The organism is Alkalihalophilus pseudofirmus OF4, from assembly GCF_000005825.2.
In the GTDB taxonomy this organism is placed as follows: domain Bacteria; phylum Bacillota; class Bacilli; order Bacillales; family Bacillaceae_D; genus Alkalihalophilus; species Alkalihalophilus pseudofirmus.
In genome coordinates, this window is sequence record NC_013791.2 from 2,343,364 (window position 1) to 2,357,781 (window position 14,418).

13 protein-coding genes are annotated in these 14,418 nt (G+C 41.7%); 1 reads left to right on the forward strand and 12 read right to left on the reverse strand.

Going from position 1 to position 14,418, the window contains the following annotated elements; genetic code table 11:
* Positions 1-65 precede the first annotated feature (65 nt).
* Together ftsY and smc are read right to left on the reverse strand one after the other, a co-directional pair.
* On the reverse strand, positions 66-1,067 hold the full coding sequence (gene ftsY / locus BPOF4_RS11855; RefSeq protein ID WP_012959418.1) for a signal recognition particle-docking protein FtsY: 1,002 nt from the start codon (positions 1,065-1,067) through the stop codon (positions 66-68).
* A gap of 11 nt (positions 1,068-1,078) precedes the next feature.
* Positions 1,079-4,645 carry a chromosome segregation protein SMC gene (gene smc, locus BPOF4_RS11860; protein WP_012959419.1) on the reverse strand — a complete coding sequence of 1,189 codons (3,567 nt, stop codon included), beginning with the start codon at positions 4,643-4,645 and terminating at the stop codon, positions 1,079-1,081.
* Positions 4,646-4,844: 199 nt separating this feature from the next.
* Between smc and BPOF4_RS11865 the strand changes: the two genes are divergently transcribed.
* Positions 4,845-5,069, forward strand: a complete 225-nt coding sequence (locus BPOF4_RS11865) for a DUF1128 domain-containing protein (RefSeq protein ID WP_012959420.1) — start codon at positions 4,845-4,847, stop codon at positions 5,067-5,069.
* Between the two features lie 49 nt (positions 5,070-5,118).
* Here BPOF4_RS11865 and rnc read toward each other — a convergent pair whose 3' ends face one another.
* The 10 genes from rnc to BPOF4_RS11915 form a co-directional block, all read right to left on the reverse strand.
* The gene (gene rnc, locus BPOF4_RS11870; protein ID WP_012959421.1) at positions 5,119-5,910 is read right to left on the reverse strand and encodes a ribonuclease III; all 792 of its coding nucleotides are present in this window, start codon (positions 5,908-5,910) and stop codon (positions 5,119-5,121) included.
* Positions 5,911-6,004: 94 nt separating this feature from the next.
* Positions 6,005-6,238 (reverse strand): acyl carrier protein, encoded by a 234-nt coding sequence (gene acpP, locus BPOF4_RS11875; RefSeq protein ID WP_012959422.1) that lies wholly within the window; start codon positions 6,236-6,238, stop codon positions 6,005-6,007.
* Between the two features lie 89 nt (positions 6,239-6,327).
* Complete coding sequence (gene fabG, locus BPOF4_RS11880) at positions 6,328-7,071, reverse strand: 3-oxoacyl-[acyl-carrier-protein] reductase (RefSeq protein WP_012959423.1); 744 nt, start codon at positions 7,069-7,071, stop codon at positions 6,328-6,330.
* The gene (gene fabD / locus BPOF4_RS11885; protein ID WP_012959424.1) at positions 7,071-8,018 is read right to left on the reverse strand and encodes an ACP S-malonyltransferase; all 948 of its coding nucleotides are present in this window, start codon (positions 8,016-8,018) and stop codon (positions 7,071-7,073) included. Before fabD ends, fabG begins: the two co-directional genes overlap by 1 nt.
* Before the next feature lie 18 nt (positions 8,019-8,036).
* Complete coding sequence (gene plsX / locus BPOF4_RS11890; protein WP_012959425.1) at positions 8,037-9,038, reverse strand: phosphate acyltransferase PlsX; 1,002 nt, start codon at positions 9,036-9,038, stop codon at positions 8,037-8,039.
* A 19-nt stretch (positions 9,039-9,057) separates the two neighbouring features.
* Positions 9,058-9,618 carry a transcription factor FapR gene (gene fapR, locus BPOF4_RS11895; protein WP_012959426.1) on the reverse strand — a complete coding sequence of 187 codons (561 nt, stop codon included), beginning with the start codon at positions 9,616-9,618 and terminating at the stop codon, positions 9,058-9,060.
* A 183-nt stretch (positions 9,619-9,801) separates the two neighbouring features.
* A complete protein-coding gene (recG, locus tag BPOF4_RS11900; RefSeq protein ID WP_012959427.1) occupies positions 9,802-11,850 on the reverse strand; it encodes an ATP-dependent DNA helicase RecG in 2,049 nt (682 codons plus the stop codon).
* Positions 11,847-12,734, reverse strand: coding sequence for an L-serine ammonia-lyase, iron-sulfur-dependent, subunit alpha (gene sdaAA, locus BPOF4_RS11905; RefSeq protein WP_012959428.1), 888 nt, complete (start codon positions 12,732-12,734; stop codon positions 11,847-11,849). Before sdaAA ends, recG begins: the two co-directional genes overlap by 4 nt.
* A gap of 26 nt (positions 12,735-12,760) precedes the next feature.
* Complete coding sequence (sdaAB, locus tag BPOF4_RS11910) at positions 12,761-13,423, reverse strand: L-serine ammonia-lyase, iron-sulfur-dependent subunit beta (RefSeq protein WP_012959429.1); 663 nt, start codon at positions 13,421-13,423, stop codon at positions 12,761-12,763.
* A 128-nt stretch (positions 13,424-13,551) separates the two neighbouring features.
* Entirely contained in the window at positions 13,552-14,406 is an 855-nt protein-coding gene (locus BPOF4_RS11915) for a DegV family protein (RefSeq protein WP_012959430.1), read from the reverse strand.
* Positions 14,407-14,418: the final 12 nt, after the last annotated feature.

Genomic DNA, 14,418 nt, shown 5'->3' on the forward strand with positions numbered 1-14,418 from the left:
AAATCCCTATGTACCACGCATTAAAGAGACCCCTGATCGCAAAGAGATATACTACATCCTATAACTTAGTCTTCGATCTCTTCTTTTTCCTGTTCTTCTAAAATATCTTTAAATAGTCCATAGACAAATTGCTCTGCATTAAACGGCTGCAGGTCATCTACTTTTTCACCAAGACCGACAAATTTAACAGGAATATCGAGTTCATGCCTGATCGCAAGTACAATACCACCCTTAGCTGTGCCATCAAGCTTCGTTAATACAATACCTGACACATCTGTACTCTTGCCGAACGTCTTTGCTTGGCTCATCGCATTTTGACCGGTTGTCGCATCTAATACGAGAAGGACTTCATGAGGAGCAGAAGGAACTTCGCGCTCAATCACACGCTTCACCTTTTCAAGCTCATTCATTAAATTCACTTTGTTTTGAAGACGGCCTGCTGTATCACAAATTAATACATCCACGCCTCTAGACTTAGCGGCTTGAAGCGCATCATACATAACAGCAGCTGGATCTGACCCTTCTTGCTGTTTAATCACGTCAACTCCAACACGTTCTCCCCACACTTCTAGCTGTTCAATTGCTCCTGCACGGAAAGTGTCGCCAGCTGCAAGCATAACCGATTTCCCGTCCTGCTTCAGGTGATTAGCAAGCTTGCCGATCGTTGTCGTTTTTCCAACTCCATTAACTCCTACCACTAAAATAACCGTCATTCCGTCTGTTTGAATATTCAATGCGGCATCCTCTTCTTCTTTTTGAAGAAGTTCTGCTAATTTCTCTGAAATAACCGGTTGAATATCTTTTGTATCTTTAATGTTGCGGATTCTCACTTCATCTTTTAGGTCATCAATTAAGGTCATGACCGTATTGACGCCAACATCAGCACCAATCAAAATGTCTTCAAGCTCTTCAAAAAACTCTTCATCTACTTTTCTGTAACGGTAGACAAGTTCGTTCATTTTCGTCGCAAAAGAATCTCTCGTTTTTTCTAGACCCGTCTTAAATTTGTCAGTCACTTCGGTTGTTTGAGTGGTCAACTTCTCTTTAAGTTTTTTAAAAAAGCTCATGATTCTGCCTCCTATGTCTCCATTAATTGTTTAGTTTCTTCAAGTCTGACAGAGACCAGCCTTGAGACTCCTGACTCTTGCATGGTCACCCCATATAACACATCAGCCTCTTCCATTGTACCTTTACGATGAGTAATCACGATAAATTGTGTCGAGCCGCTGAAATCTTTTAAATAATGCGCAAAACGACTGACATTCGCCTCATCAAGGGCTGCCTCCACTTCATCTAGTACACAAAACGGCACAGGACGTACTTTTAGAATAGCAAATAATAAAGCAATAGCCGTTAGTGCTCTCTCACCGCCTGATAATAAGCCAAGGTGCTGTAGTTTCTTTCCAGGCGGCCGCACCATGATTTCGACACCCGTTTCAAGAAGGTTTTCCGGACTAGTTAAGACGAGATCGGCTTCACCGCCTCCAAACAGTTCACAAAACACGCCTTTAAATTCTTTTTGAATCATGACATATGTTTCTTGGAAACGCTTTGTCATCTCAACATCCATTTCTTGAATGACGTCGTGTAACGTTGCTTTCGCGTGAAGAAGGTCTGATTGCTGCTCTGTAAGAAAATCATGACGTTCTCTTACTCTCTCGTACTCATCAATTGCCCCGATATTCACTGATCCAAGTTCTTCAATAGCTAGCTTTATAAGCTTCACTTTTGTTTTCGCTTGGTCAGGCTCAACCGTTAAATTGTAGGATTCACGCGCAGCTTCATACGACAATTCATATTCATTTCTCAAATGATTGAGCCGGCTGTCTAGTTCTACATCAAGGCGGTTTACCCGCACTTCAATTTGACGGCATTCATCAGCAATTAATCGGTGTTCACCTTGCTGCATCTTGATCATACTATCAAGAGATGCATACGATTCATCGATCTCTTGCCTTTCTTTCTTTAATTGCTCGAGTTTGATGGTAATCTCTTGTTTATGCTTTTTATTCGCTTCGATCCTATTTGATATACTGCTCTCGCCATCTGTACGATCTGAAGCTTCCATCTGCAGCAGGTTTAATTGATCCTTAAGGTCAGATGCATCTTTTAACACTTCATTGTAACGAGCTTCTGTTCCTTCTTTTTGAGCTTTCGCAGATAAATAGCGCTCCTGTGCAGCTGCATAATCAATTTTTGCTTGATTTAACTCTTGCAAAATCGTTTCTTTAGATTGCTGCTGCTCTTTTTGTCTTGCTTCTAATTCGCTCACCTGATGTTCAAGTCGAGCTGCGCTTGCTTTCATCTCTTCTTCATGCGTGTCAAGCTCACGTAAGCGCTCGTCCATCTTTTCTGTTTCTGTACTGAAACTAGATTGTTCACGGTCGTAGCGCTTAAAGCGATCTTCCATGCTGCCTGATTCTAGTTCTAACTCTCTCAAACGGGTCTTTGCATCTTGAAAAGCATTTCTCGCCTGTTCTCCGTTTGTTTTAAGCGACTCTAAATCCGCTTCCAGCGACTGCATTTCTCTTTTTGATTCTTTCACTTCTGTTTCAAGCGCAGCAGCTGAACTTTTTAGTTTATTTAGTTTCGCCACTAATTCTTCGAGCTCGCGTTTACGGCCAAGGAGCGGTGTTTGCTTTTGTTTAATGCTTCCGCCAGTCATAGAACCGCCTGGATTAACCACATCCCCCTCAAGGGTGACGACGCGGTATCTATGGTTAAGCATCCTAGCTATTTTATTGGCCCCTTCTAAGTCACGAGCAATAATAACTTGACCAAGAAGCTGCGAAAACAATTGATGGTACCGTTCTTCATATGTTAATAGCTTAGAGGCGATTCCGACAAAAGCTGGTTCCTGTGTTAAGGAATGAAGCAGGTGATCGGGAAGCTGTCTCTCTTTCATAACCGGCAAAGGCAGGAACGTGGCCCGGCCAAGACGATGTTGTTTAAGAAAAGTAATGGCTCCCCTAGCACTTTTCTCACTCTCAACCACGATGTGCTGTGAAGCAGCTCCTAATGCTATTTCAAGAGCTGTCTCATATTCTTTTGGTACGGTAGTTAATTCTGCAACCGCCCCAACAATCCCTTCAAGCTTCCCTTCTCTGGCCTTCAGGATTTCTTTTACCCCGTGAAAGAACCCAGAAAAGTCAGCTTGCATTTCTTCAAGCACCTCTGCCCTTGACTGCATTTTTTGAATGAGCTGATAGGCTTCATAAAGTTTAGATTCACGCTTTTGGTAACGTGTTCTTACTTGATCTAATTGAGTTTGACTTTTGCGATACTGGTCTATATTTTGTTCTAGTTCACGTTCTTTCACTTCAACTTCCACTTTTGCTTCATTCAACCTGCTAGAAAGCTGCTCGCGGCCTTTAAGCAGGTCTTGATTTTCATCTTCTAACCTTGATTGTTTAAATGCTTGCTGCCTTTTTTGTTCGACCAAGTAATGGCGCTCATTTCGAATCGATGCTTGTTCATTAAGGACTTCAATATAATCTGATTTCAAACGATCTAACTCTTTATTAACATCTTTTTCAGTTAGCTTTAATCGTTTTTCTTGTTCTGTAATTTCTTCATTTAAAGATTTAACAATGGATTGGGCGGATATCACCTTATCTTCTTGCTCAGTAAGCTCGGCCAAAAGCGCTGCTTGTTGTTCACAAATCCGCTCTATTGACTTCTCTAACTGTTCTTTATTTTGCGAAGCATTTTTCTTTCGTTCTTTTAATACTTCTCGCTTCCCTTCATTTTTCTCAAGTTCTTCACTCACTGCGAGCAAGTTTGCCTGCGTTACGCTGAGCTCTCGATCTAAATGTTTAGAGCGCTCTCTAAGACTCTCAAGTTCTTCTTCCATCTCAATAAGCTTTTGATGTCTTTTATCATGCTCTTGATGCAAGCTTTGGAGTTTTTCCTTTTCACTGTTCCATTCTTGATGCAGCTCTTCGATTTCATGCACCATTAAAGCGATCTCTACTTCTTTTAATTCTTCTTTTTTCTCTAAGTAATCTTTAGCGATCGAAGCCTGAATCTCCAACGGTTCTACTTGAGCCTTCAATTCATGAAGAATATCTTCAACACGCAGTAAGTTATCTTGTGTTTCAGTTAATCGCTTTTCTGCTTTAACTTTTCTCGTCTTATACTTAAGGACACCTGCAGCTTCCTCAAATATCACTCGGCGATCTTCTGCCTTGCTGCTTAAAATCTCCTCTACTTTTCCTTGTCCAATAATGGAGTAAGCTTCTCTGCCAAGCCCCGAGTCTAAAAACAAATCGATGATATCTTTTAATCGACATGGCTGCTTATTAATTAAGTATTCACTATCACCAGAACGATAGACCCGTCTTGTGACACTCACTTCACTATAATCAATCGATAAGTGCTGATCCTCATTATCTAAAATCAAGCTGACCTCTGCGTAGTTTAACCGCTTGCGCGTATCACTTCCGGCAAAAATAATATCTTCCATTTTCGAACCGCGCAGTGACTTAGCAGATTGTTCACCAAGCACCCATCTAACCGCATCTGATATGTTACTTTTCCCACTCCCATTTGGACCGACTACTGCTGTGACCCCTGGGACAAATTCAATATTCATTTGTTCTGCAAATGATTTAAATCCTACGACCTCTAGTCGTTTGAGGAACATAATCCTTCCCCCTAACCTTGTTTAACAACTTTCCTATTTTACCATAATACCTGTATGAATACATCCGTCTCTTACTCAGGAACCTGCTCCTTAGATCATACTCAATTTAAATTAAACTCAGTTTCTTTAAACGTTGTAGGACAAATAGACCCTCGTATGATACGATAGAATTTGACTAATTTATAGATGAGGTGTAAATATGGATCTCTCCACTACAAGCCGTGAAAATATTGAGTATATGATTGAAGAAATTAAGACGAAGTTACAAATTGTAAATGCCGGTGCACTAAATGCAAAGAGTTTTGACACAGATCAGTATGAAGACCTTCGTGATATTTATGAAATGATTATGAGCAAACAATCCTTTTCTGTAAGTGAACTGGATGCAATCGTTTCAGAGCTAGGCAAAATGAGAAAACGCTAATAAAAAACGTGCCTTCCATAACTCATGGATCAGGCACGTTTTTTAATGTCTACTTATCTTTTTTCTCGCTCAGCTTGATAAGAGCTTGCTGGGCTGCGTGTTGTTCGGCTTCTTTTTTAGAACGGCCAGAACCAACACCTAACTTACTTTCATTTAATTGTACTTCTGATACAAACTCACGATTATGCGCTGGTCCGATTTCTTGGACAATCACATATTGAATCTGACCGAGGTTATCTCTTTGAATAAACTCTTGCAGCTGACTTTTAAAATCCATCATATGAGAAAAAGCACCATCGTTAATTTTAGGATACATCGTTTGACTTAAAAATTTATAAACTGCTTCTAAACCTTGATCTAGATACAGGGCGCCGATAAAGGATTCAAACACATCGGCGAGCAGGGCTGGTCTATTGCGGCCGCCCGTCATCTCTTCCCCTTTACCTAATAAAACAAGCTCTCCAAACTCAAGCTCTTCGGCAAAACGGGCTAATGACGGCTCACATACAATAGAAGCACGAAGCTTCGTCATTTCCCCTTCACTCATCGAGTTGAATTTCTTATAAAGAAATTGTGAAACAGCTAGTTCAAGTACAGCGTCCCCTAAAAATTCAAGTCTTTCGTTATCCTGAAACGAGTAGATACGGTGCTCATTCACATAGGATGAATGAGTAAATGCTTGGATGAGTAGCTTACGATTTTCAAAAGTCAGATCAATTTTCAAAAGCAAATCATCAAATTGCTTTTTTTGTTCTTCGGTCAAAGTGAGTCGGCGATTATGACGCCGGCGATCGTAATAATTCGATCTCGGTTTACGGTGGTTCTTAGAAGATTGCGGCATGTTGACCTCCAACACTATGAAAATGTACTTGTTTGGGATTATCTGTTTTTGTAAAGCAAGTCCCACATGATTTGCATATGGGACTCCTCACCAACTACTGACGGCTGTTTATGTAATCAACGACATCAGCAACAGTCGAAATTTTCTCAGCTTCTTCATCAGAAATCTCAAGATCAAACTCATCTTCAAGCTCCATAACAAGCTCAACTACGTCTAATGAATCTGCGCCTAAATCATCCTTGAATGAAGCTTCCGGTTTTACGTCTGCTTCCTCAACACCTAAACGATCAACAACGATCGTCGTTACACGTGATAATGTATCTGCCATGTACGTTCACCCCCTCTCAAGTCGTGTGAAAGCTAGAAGAATTTTAACGGTAAAGAAGCAACATGTCAATACCGTATTGAACTTTCCTTTTACTGCATAACCATACCGCCATCAACATTCAGTGTTTGGCCAGTCATATACGCTGCATCATCACTAGCTAAAAAGCGCACGACAGAGGCAATATGTTCTGGCTTGCCTAGGGCTCCTAAAGGAATCTGCCCAAGCATTTGTGCTTTCATATCTTCTGTTAATTCATCTGTCATATCCGTTGTAATAAAGCCAGGTGCGACAGCATTCACTAAAATGTTTCTATTAGCAAGCTCTCTTGCCATTGTCTTAGTTAAACCGATGACACCCGCTTTTGCTGCTACATAATTTGCTTGCCCGGCATTACCTAAAATACCGACTACTGAAGCTACATTAATTATTCTCCCGTAGCGCTGCTTCATCATTTGACGGGTCACAGCCTTAGAGCAGTTAAATACTCCTTTAAGGTTTGTATCAATCACTGCATCCCAATCATCTTCTTTCATTCTCATGAGAAGATTGTCACGAGTAATACCTGCGTTATTAACAAGAATATCTACTCGGCCAAATGCCTCGATTGATTCTTTTATCATAGCTTGGACGCTTTCGCTGTTTGCCACATCTGCTTGAACAGCCAGTGCATCCACACCTAATTCTTTACATGAAGCAACTACTTCTTCAGCTTTAGCGACACTTCCTGCATAATTCACCACAATATTTGCGCCGTTCTTAGCAAGTTCTAGTGCAATAGCACGTCCGATTCCTCGTGATGCACCTGTTACGACTGCGACTTTCCCTTGTAGCATTATTCCTTCACTCCTTCAAGTTTAGCGACCACTTTATTAAGGCTTTCTCGATCATTTACAGCAAAAGCTTGCGCGCGGCGGTTTACTTTTTTCACAAGACCCGTTAATACATTTCCTGAACCGACTTCAATAAATGTATCGACTCCAAGATCTTGTAGTTCTCTAATCGTTTCTTCCCAACGCACAGGAGAATATACTTGCTCTACTAATTTTTGTTCGATCTCATTCGCATCTGTTTGCGCTTTAGCTGTCACATTTGCAATGACAGGAACTTTTGCATCTTTAATCGTGATTTCCTTTAATACACCTTCTAATTTATCTGCAGCAGGCTTCATTAAAGATGAATGGAATGGCCCGCTTACCGGAAGTGGAATCACCCGTTTAGCCCCTTTTTCTTTAGCAAGTTCACCGCATAGAGCAACGCCTTCGCTACAACCAGAAATAACAATTTGCCCAGGACAGTTTAGATTCGCAAGTTCTGCCACATGCCCCTTTGCTTGAATCTCCTTACATACTTCGGCTAAGAGATCTGCTTCCATACCAAGAACAGCAGACATGGCGCCTTCCCCGTAAGGAACAGCTTCTTCCATAAATAAACCGCGATTATGTACTGCATACACAGCATCTTCAAAAGATAGAGACCCCGCAGCAACTAGCGCACTGTACTCTCCTAAACTGTGGCCGGCTACATAATCAGGCGTTATATTTTCTTCTTTTAACAGTTCTAGAACCGCAATACTCATTGTGACAAGTGCAGGCTGAGTATTCTCAGTGCGGCGGAGCTTCTCTTCTGGCCCTTCTGCCATAATTTTTGTTAAAGAATATCCGAGCCTGGAATCAGCACGATCTAGAATTTCCTTACATTTTGGCTCATTCGTTCTGAGTTCTACTCCCATCCCAACAGCTTGTGAACCTTGTCCTGGAAATAAAAAAGCGATTTTCCCCATTAGCTTCCTCCCCATTCTCTACTTGCTTTGTGTAGAATTTATTGCAGCAACTTCTGTTTCAATAATGGTTGTAACCTGCTCTTCAGCCATTTGTCTTGCTTGTCTGATCGCATGGTATACTGCCACTTCATCAGAGGAACCATGTGCTTTAATGACAGGTGCCTTAAGCCCAAACAGCCCCGCACCGCCATACTCTGAATAACTTAGTTGACTTTTAATATCTTTAAAGCTTGACTTAAGCATTCCAGCTGCAAGTTTATTTTTCACAGATTTCGTTAGTTCCTTTTTCAACAAAGAAAATAAAGTTCCTGCTGTTCCTTCAATTGTTTTTAAAACTAAATTCCCTGCAAAGCCATCACAAACCACTACATCAGCGACCCCGTTCATAAGGTCTCTGGCCTCAACGTTTCCGATAAAATGAAAATTAGCTGCTTCTAGGAGCGGGAACGCTTCTTTTGTTAATTCGTTTCCTTTTCCGCTCTCAGTACCGACATTTAATAGTCCTACACGAGGCTTTTTAACTTTTTGTACTTTTTCCATATATGTATTGCCAATGATTGCATATTGAAGCAGCTGCTCTGGTTTTGCATCCATATTAGCCCCTACATCAAGCAGTAAAAAACCATTGCCGTCAAGTGTTGGCAGCTTTGGCGCGAGGGCTGGTCGATCAATTCCTTTAATCCGGCCAACATGCAAGAGCCCTGCTGTCATTAGAGCACCTGTATTTCCTGCCGATATGCTGGCATCAGCACGACCTTCTCGTACTTCACGCACACCAAGAACCATCGAAGCTTCCTTTTTTCTGCGGACAGCTGTTGTCGGCTGATCTGTATCTTCAATTTTTTCTGTTGTATGAAGAATCGTAATATTTGTATCATCTTTTAAATGTGGACGAATGTCTGATTCGTTGCCCACCAGCGTAATTTCCAGCCCGGAAAAATCTTTCACTGCTTGCTCGGCAGCTGCTACTTGGGCACGCGGTGCATGATCTCCGCCCATTGCATCAATTGCAATTCTCATTTTCATTCTCCTTTTTTATTCAACCTATATCATTGTTGCGATACATCACAAACTCACCCTGGAAAACCATTTCTTGGTCTACAAAGCTCTCTACTTTAACAGTGGTACGCCCTTGTTCTGTCAGTAATACACTCGCTTTGGCTATAACCCTTTCGCCGGCTTTAACCTGCCGTGTAAAGTGAATGACAGCCCGCTGTGTCAATGCAAGCGGATCATCTATGATCGCCACTGCCAGCGAGTTCGCTTGGGCAAATAGATGATGCCCTCTTGCAATACCTGAACGACTAAAGACATGTTCGTTTTGTACATCTAAAATGGATATCGCTCGTTCATCAAGCTGTAAATCGACAATTTCTCCGATCACCTCATCAGGATGAAGCGCACGAACATCATCAAGCTGCTGTTTAGCAACATCTTTAATTCTCTCACGAAGTTCAGGGATTGCAAGTTCCATTCTATCAAGCCTAATCGTTTGAATACTTACGGAAAAACGCTTGGCAAGCTCTTCATCTGTCATAAATGGATTGCTTGCCAGCGTTTCTTGTAAAATCGATTGGCGTTCTTTTTTACGTCTTTTCATATCTTGCCCTACCACCCTTTACCTAGGTGCAGACACCTCACGATATTACTTTTCAAGCAAAGTCATAAAAAGTGCGTGAAAAGCTTGTGACGATCGCAGCCCTGTTGGTTCAATCAAACAACTCATATTTATATGACTAGGTACTAAGAGTAGTATATAATTGCACACTTATAATTTCAATAGTTAATCAAGCTTTTCTCCAGCAAATACACCAGACTCCTCTAAGTGCTTTCTAAAGTAGCTGTAGACAGGGTTTTCAAAGAAATCAGCTTTGTTTACTAATTCAGCTGCATCTTGCCTGGCCACTTCAAGCGCCCGGTAATCATGAACCACATCAGCTACTTTAAAATTAGGAAGTCCGCTTTGTTTTGAACCGAAAAAATCGCCAGGTCCTCGCAGCTCCAAATCTCTCTCAGACAGCACAAACCCATCATTTGTCTCTGTCATAATCCGCATCCGCTCTTTTCCGACTTCCGATTTAGGATCAGCGAGCAATATACAATAAGACTGAGCTTCACCTCGTCCTACCCTGCCTCTTAATTGATGAAGCTGAGCAAGTCCGAAGCGCTCGGCGTCATAAATAACCATAACAGTAGCATTAGGCACATTCACACCAACTTCAACCACAGTAGTCGATACTAAAATTTGTGTCGAATTCTCACTAAACGCTTCCATCACTTCATCTTTTTCCTTTGGATGAAGACGCCCATGCATTAAGCCGACTTTAAACTTCCCGCCGTAATGCTGCTGGAGGATCGCATGAACATCAATCGCATTTTGTACATCGAGTGATTCCGACTCTTCAATAAGCGGACAAATGACATAGGCTTGTCTCCCTGCTTGCAATTCTTTTTCAATAAAACCAAGCACACGGTCTAACATGTCATGTTTTGCCCAATACGTTTCAATTACCTTCCGCCCGGCAGGCATCTCATCAATAATTGATACATCCATATCCCCAAAAACGGAAATAGCAAGCGTTCTAGGAATTGGTGTTGCCGTCATAAATAATACGTCAGGATGCTCCCCTTTATCTCGAAGCACTCTTCTTTGTTCTACACCGAAACGATGCTGCTCATCTGTAATGACTAGACCTAAGTCGTGAAAGATGACATCTTCTTGAATGAGCGCATGAGTGCCAACAGCAATATGCATCTCCCCTGATTCAAGGCGCTCGAGTCTCTCTCTTCTTTTCTTCCCTTTGACTGAACCTGATAAGAGCTCAACTTCAATACCGAATGGTTCAAGGAGAGGTTTAAGTGAGGAAACATGCTGCTCTGCTAATATTTCTGTGGGCACCATAAGTGCTGCTTGTTTTCCGGCTTGAACAACGGCATACATACATACGGCCGCAACGATGGTTTTACCGGATCCAACATCCCCTTGCAAAAGGCGGTTCATCCGGTAATCAGATTCAATATCATGAAGAATATCTTTCACTACTCTTTTTTGAGCACCCGTAAGCGGGAATGGCAGTCCGCTCACAAAATCTCTCACCTTGTTTCGATCAAGCATAAGCGGCACACCGACTGATTGTTCACGGTTTATTTTTCGATATGCTTGCATTTTCAACTGGAAGAAAAGAAATTCCTCATAGACCATTCTTCGTCGCGCATGTTTTGTTGCTTCATCTTTTGATGGATAATGCAGACGGTAGATCGCTTCTCTTTTAGTTGGAAGCTTGTATTTTTCTAAAAACGATTCCGGAAGCACCTCAGGTATATCCTCACCGTATTGCTGCATCGCTTGATAAATATATTTTTTAAGTGATTTTGACGTCAATTTGCCTGATACTGAATAGACAGGTACGATCGTCTGTTCTTTTTCTACTCTGCCTGGATAGCACTCGCTGCCGGCGATGGTCATTCTATGCTGATCCCATTTTCCTGTAACGGTAACCTCCTGGCCGATTTGAAAGTACTTTTTTAGAAACGCCCGATTAAAAAAAGTAACCGTTATTAAAATTTGATTGACTAACAGCCTTACGGACAAGCGGTTTTTTTTCTTTCCGTAGTAGCGGATCGATGGTTCACTTTGCACTACACCGACTACCGTTACTCTCTCATCATGCTTTGTATCTTGTAAATCTTTTAACTGGTAATCCTCATACCGAAAAGGGAAGTGCTCGATTAAGTCTTGGACTGTATGAACATTCATCCCAGCCATTTGTTTTGCGGTTTCCTCACCGACTCCTTTTACTTCGGTAACCGGTAAACTCATGATGTGATTCATTTCTTATCAAGCGATACACCAAAAATTTTGGCTTCTAGCTCCCGTCCAGTTGGTGTCGCTGCTAATCCTCCTTGAGCTGTTTCACGGAGAGCTTCAGGCATCGTTTGTCCAATTTTATACATCGCATCAATTACTTCATCACACGGAATTCTGCTTGTAATGCCTGCTAATGCCATGTCCGCTGCCACCACAGCATTTGATGCTCCCATTGCATTACGTTTCACACACGGTACTTCTACAAGCCCTGCCACAGGATCACATACAAGACCAAGCATATTTTTCAAAGCAATTGCCATTGCTTCTGCGGATTGACTCGGCGTGCCTCCAGCAAGCTCTACTAAGGCTGCTGCTGCCATTCCGGTTGCAGAGCCCACCTCAGCCTGGCATCCTCCAGCCGCACCAGAGATAGAAGCATTATTCGCTACTACAAATCCGAAAGCACCTGATGCAAATAAATAACCAATCATCGCATCTTCTGTCGGATTTAATTTTGCTTCTAGTCCGAATAATACTCCCGGTACAACGCCTGCAGCACCTGCTGTCGGCGTGGCGCAGATCGTTCCCATTGCAGCATTTACTTCATTCGTTGCAACTGCTTTACTAACCGCATCTAATAAGACATCACTAGATAGAAAATTGCCTTTTTTAATATATTCTTGTAACTTAACCGCATCTCCGCCAGTTAGGCCGGATACTGAACGAACATTTTCAGAAATTCCTCTTTCAACAGCGGCTCTCATCACCTTCAAATTTTCTCTCATTTGATTTATGACGACCTCTCGTGATTTGCCGCTTACTTCTACTTCCTGTCTGATCATCACTTCAGAAATAGGTATATCTTGTGATTCAGCTAATTCTACAAGCTCCGCCACATTACGAAACATATTCATTCCTCCTACTAGCATTCAGCCTAATCATGAATCTTTGTCACTTTCACGATATTTGGCAGGCTTTCTAGTTCTTTTAAAATCGTATTTGGTACATTTTGGTCCACTTCTATCACCATAAGAGCTTCTTTCCCTTTTTCTTTTCGCGATACTTCCATATGTCCAATATTAATTTCATGCTTAGCAAGCACATTCGATACGCCTGCTATCACACCATACCGGTCATTATGAACGACTAATATAGCAGGATGATTTCCAGAAAGCTTTAATTGAAATCCATTCAGCTCAATAATTTCTATTTTACCGCCCCCAATGGAAATACCGACCAGTTCAATTGTGACCTCTCCTTTAGTTAACACCACTTTAGCCGTATTGGGGTGATCCGTTAAGGCTTCTTCCTCATGAAAATGAATATCAATCTTTTCATCTTTCGCAATTGTAAGCGCATTCGTAATCCTAGAATCGAAGGTGTCAAAGTCTAATATTCCTCCAACGATCGCTACGTCTGTTCCATGTCCTCTATACGTTTTAGCAAATGATCCATAAAAATATATATCTGCACGATCTGGTTTTTCTGCAAACAATGTTCTTGCTACTCTCCCTATTCTCGCTGCTCCTGCAGTGTGAGAACTTGAAGGCCCAATCATAATAGGTCCAATAATATCAAACACTGTACGATACTTCATAGCTTTCCTCCTGTGATTATCATCCATATACTACTACAATTCTCTAGAAACGACGAAATGAAACCAATCTACAAAGCAAAAATATCCCTACCTAGCTATGGTGTAGGCAGGAATATCCTTATGATTCATCATGCTTTTGTGATGGAAAAGGCAACAGTGCCCGGGCCGACGTGTGCACCGATTACGGCTCCGATATCTGTCATCACTTCTGATTCCACATTAAATTCAGCTCGCATTCGATCCAGCATTTCACGAGCGAGCTCTTCGTTTACAGCATGTGAGACGCCAACATGAACACGATCTTGTCCATATTGATCACGCAGCACTTCTAAAATACGACTTAACGCCTTCTTCTGACCACGTACTTTTTCTACAGGGTACACTTCCCCGTCTTCTGTCAGGCTGAGAATGGGCTTAATTTTTAACAATGAACCAAGCATAGCTGACGCTTTTCCGATTCGGCCATTCTTTTGCAGAAATTCAAGCGTATCTACTAAGAAATACACCTTCGTGTCGTTCATTAACTCATCAATACGGCTAAGACATTCTTCAACTGACTTTCCTTCTTTAGCCATCTTCGCGACTTCAACAACGATTATTCCAATCGCATAGGATGCTCGCTTCGAGTCAATCACATGAAGCTTATCAGAAAGATCCAGTGATTGCTTTGCAATCATGGCAGCTTGGTATGTCCCGCTCATTTTAGATGATAAATGAATCGAGATGATCGTTGTATCCTCTTCAGTAAGCAGCTCACGATACAATTCTTCAAATTGATAAGGAGTCGGCTGAGATGTTGAAGGGATCCGATCCTCTGCTACAACCTTCTCATAAAACTCAGTCGATGTTAAAGTGACTCCATCTTGATATGTCTCCTCTTCAGAGAAGATCACGTTTAATGGAATGACCGTAATGTTTAATTGTTCAGCAAGCTCCTTTGGAATATCCGCTGTGCTATCTGTTACCACTACTACTTTTGACATACAATCCAACCC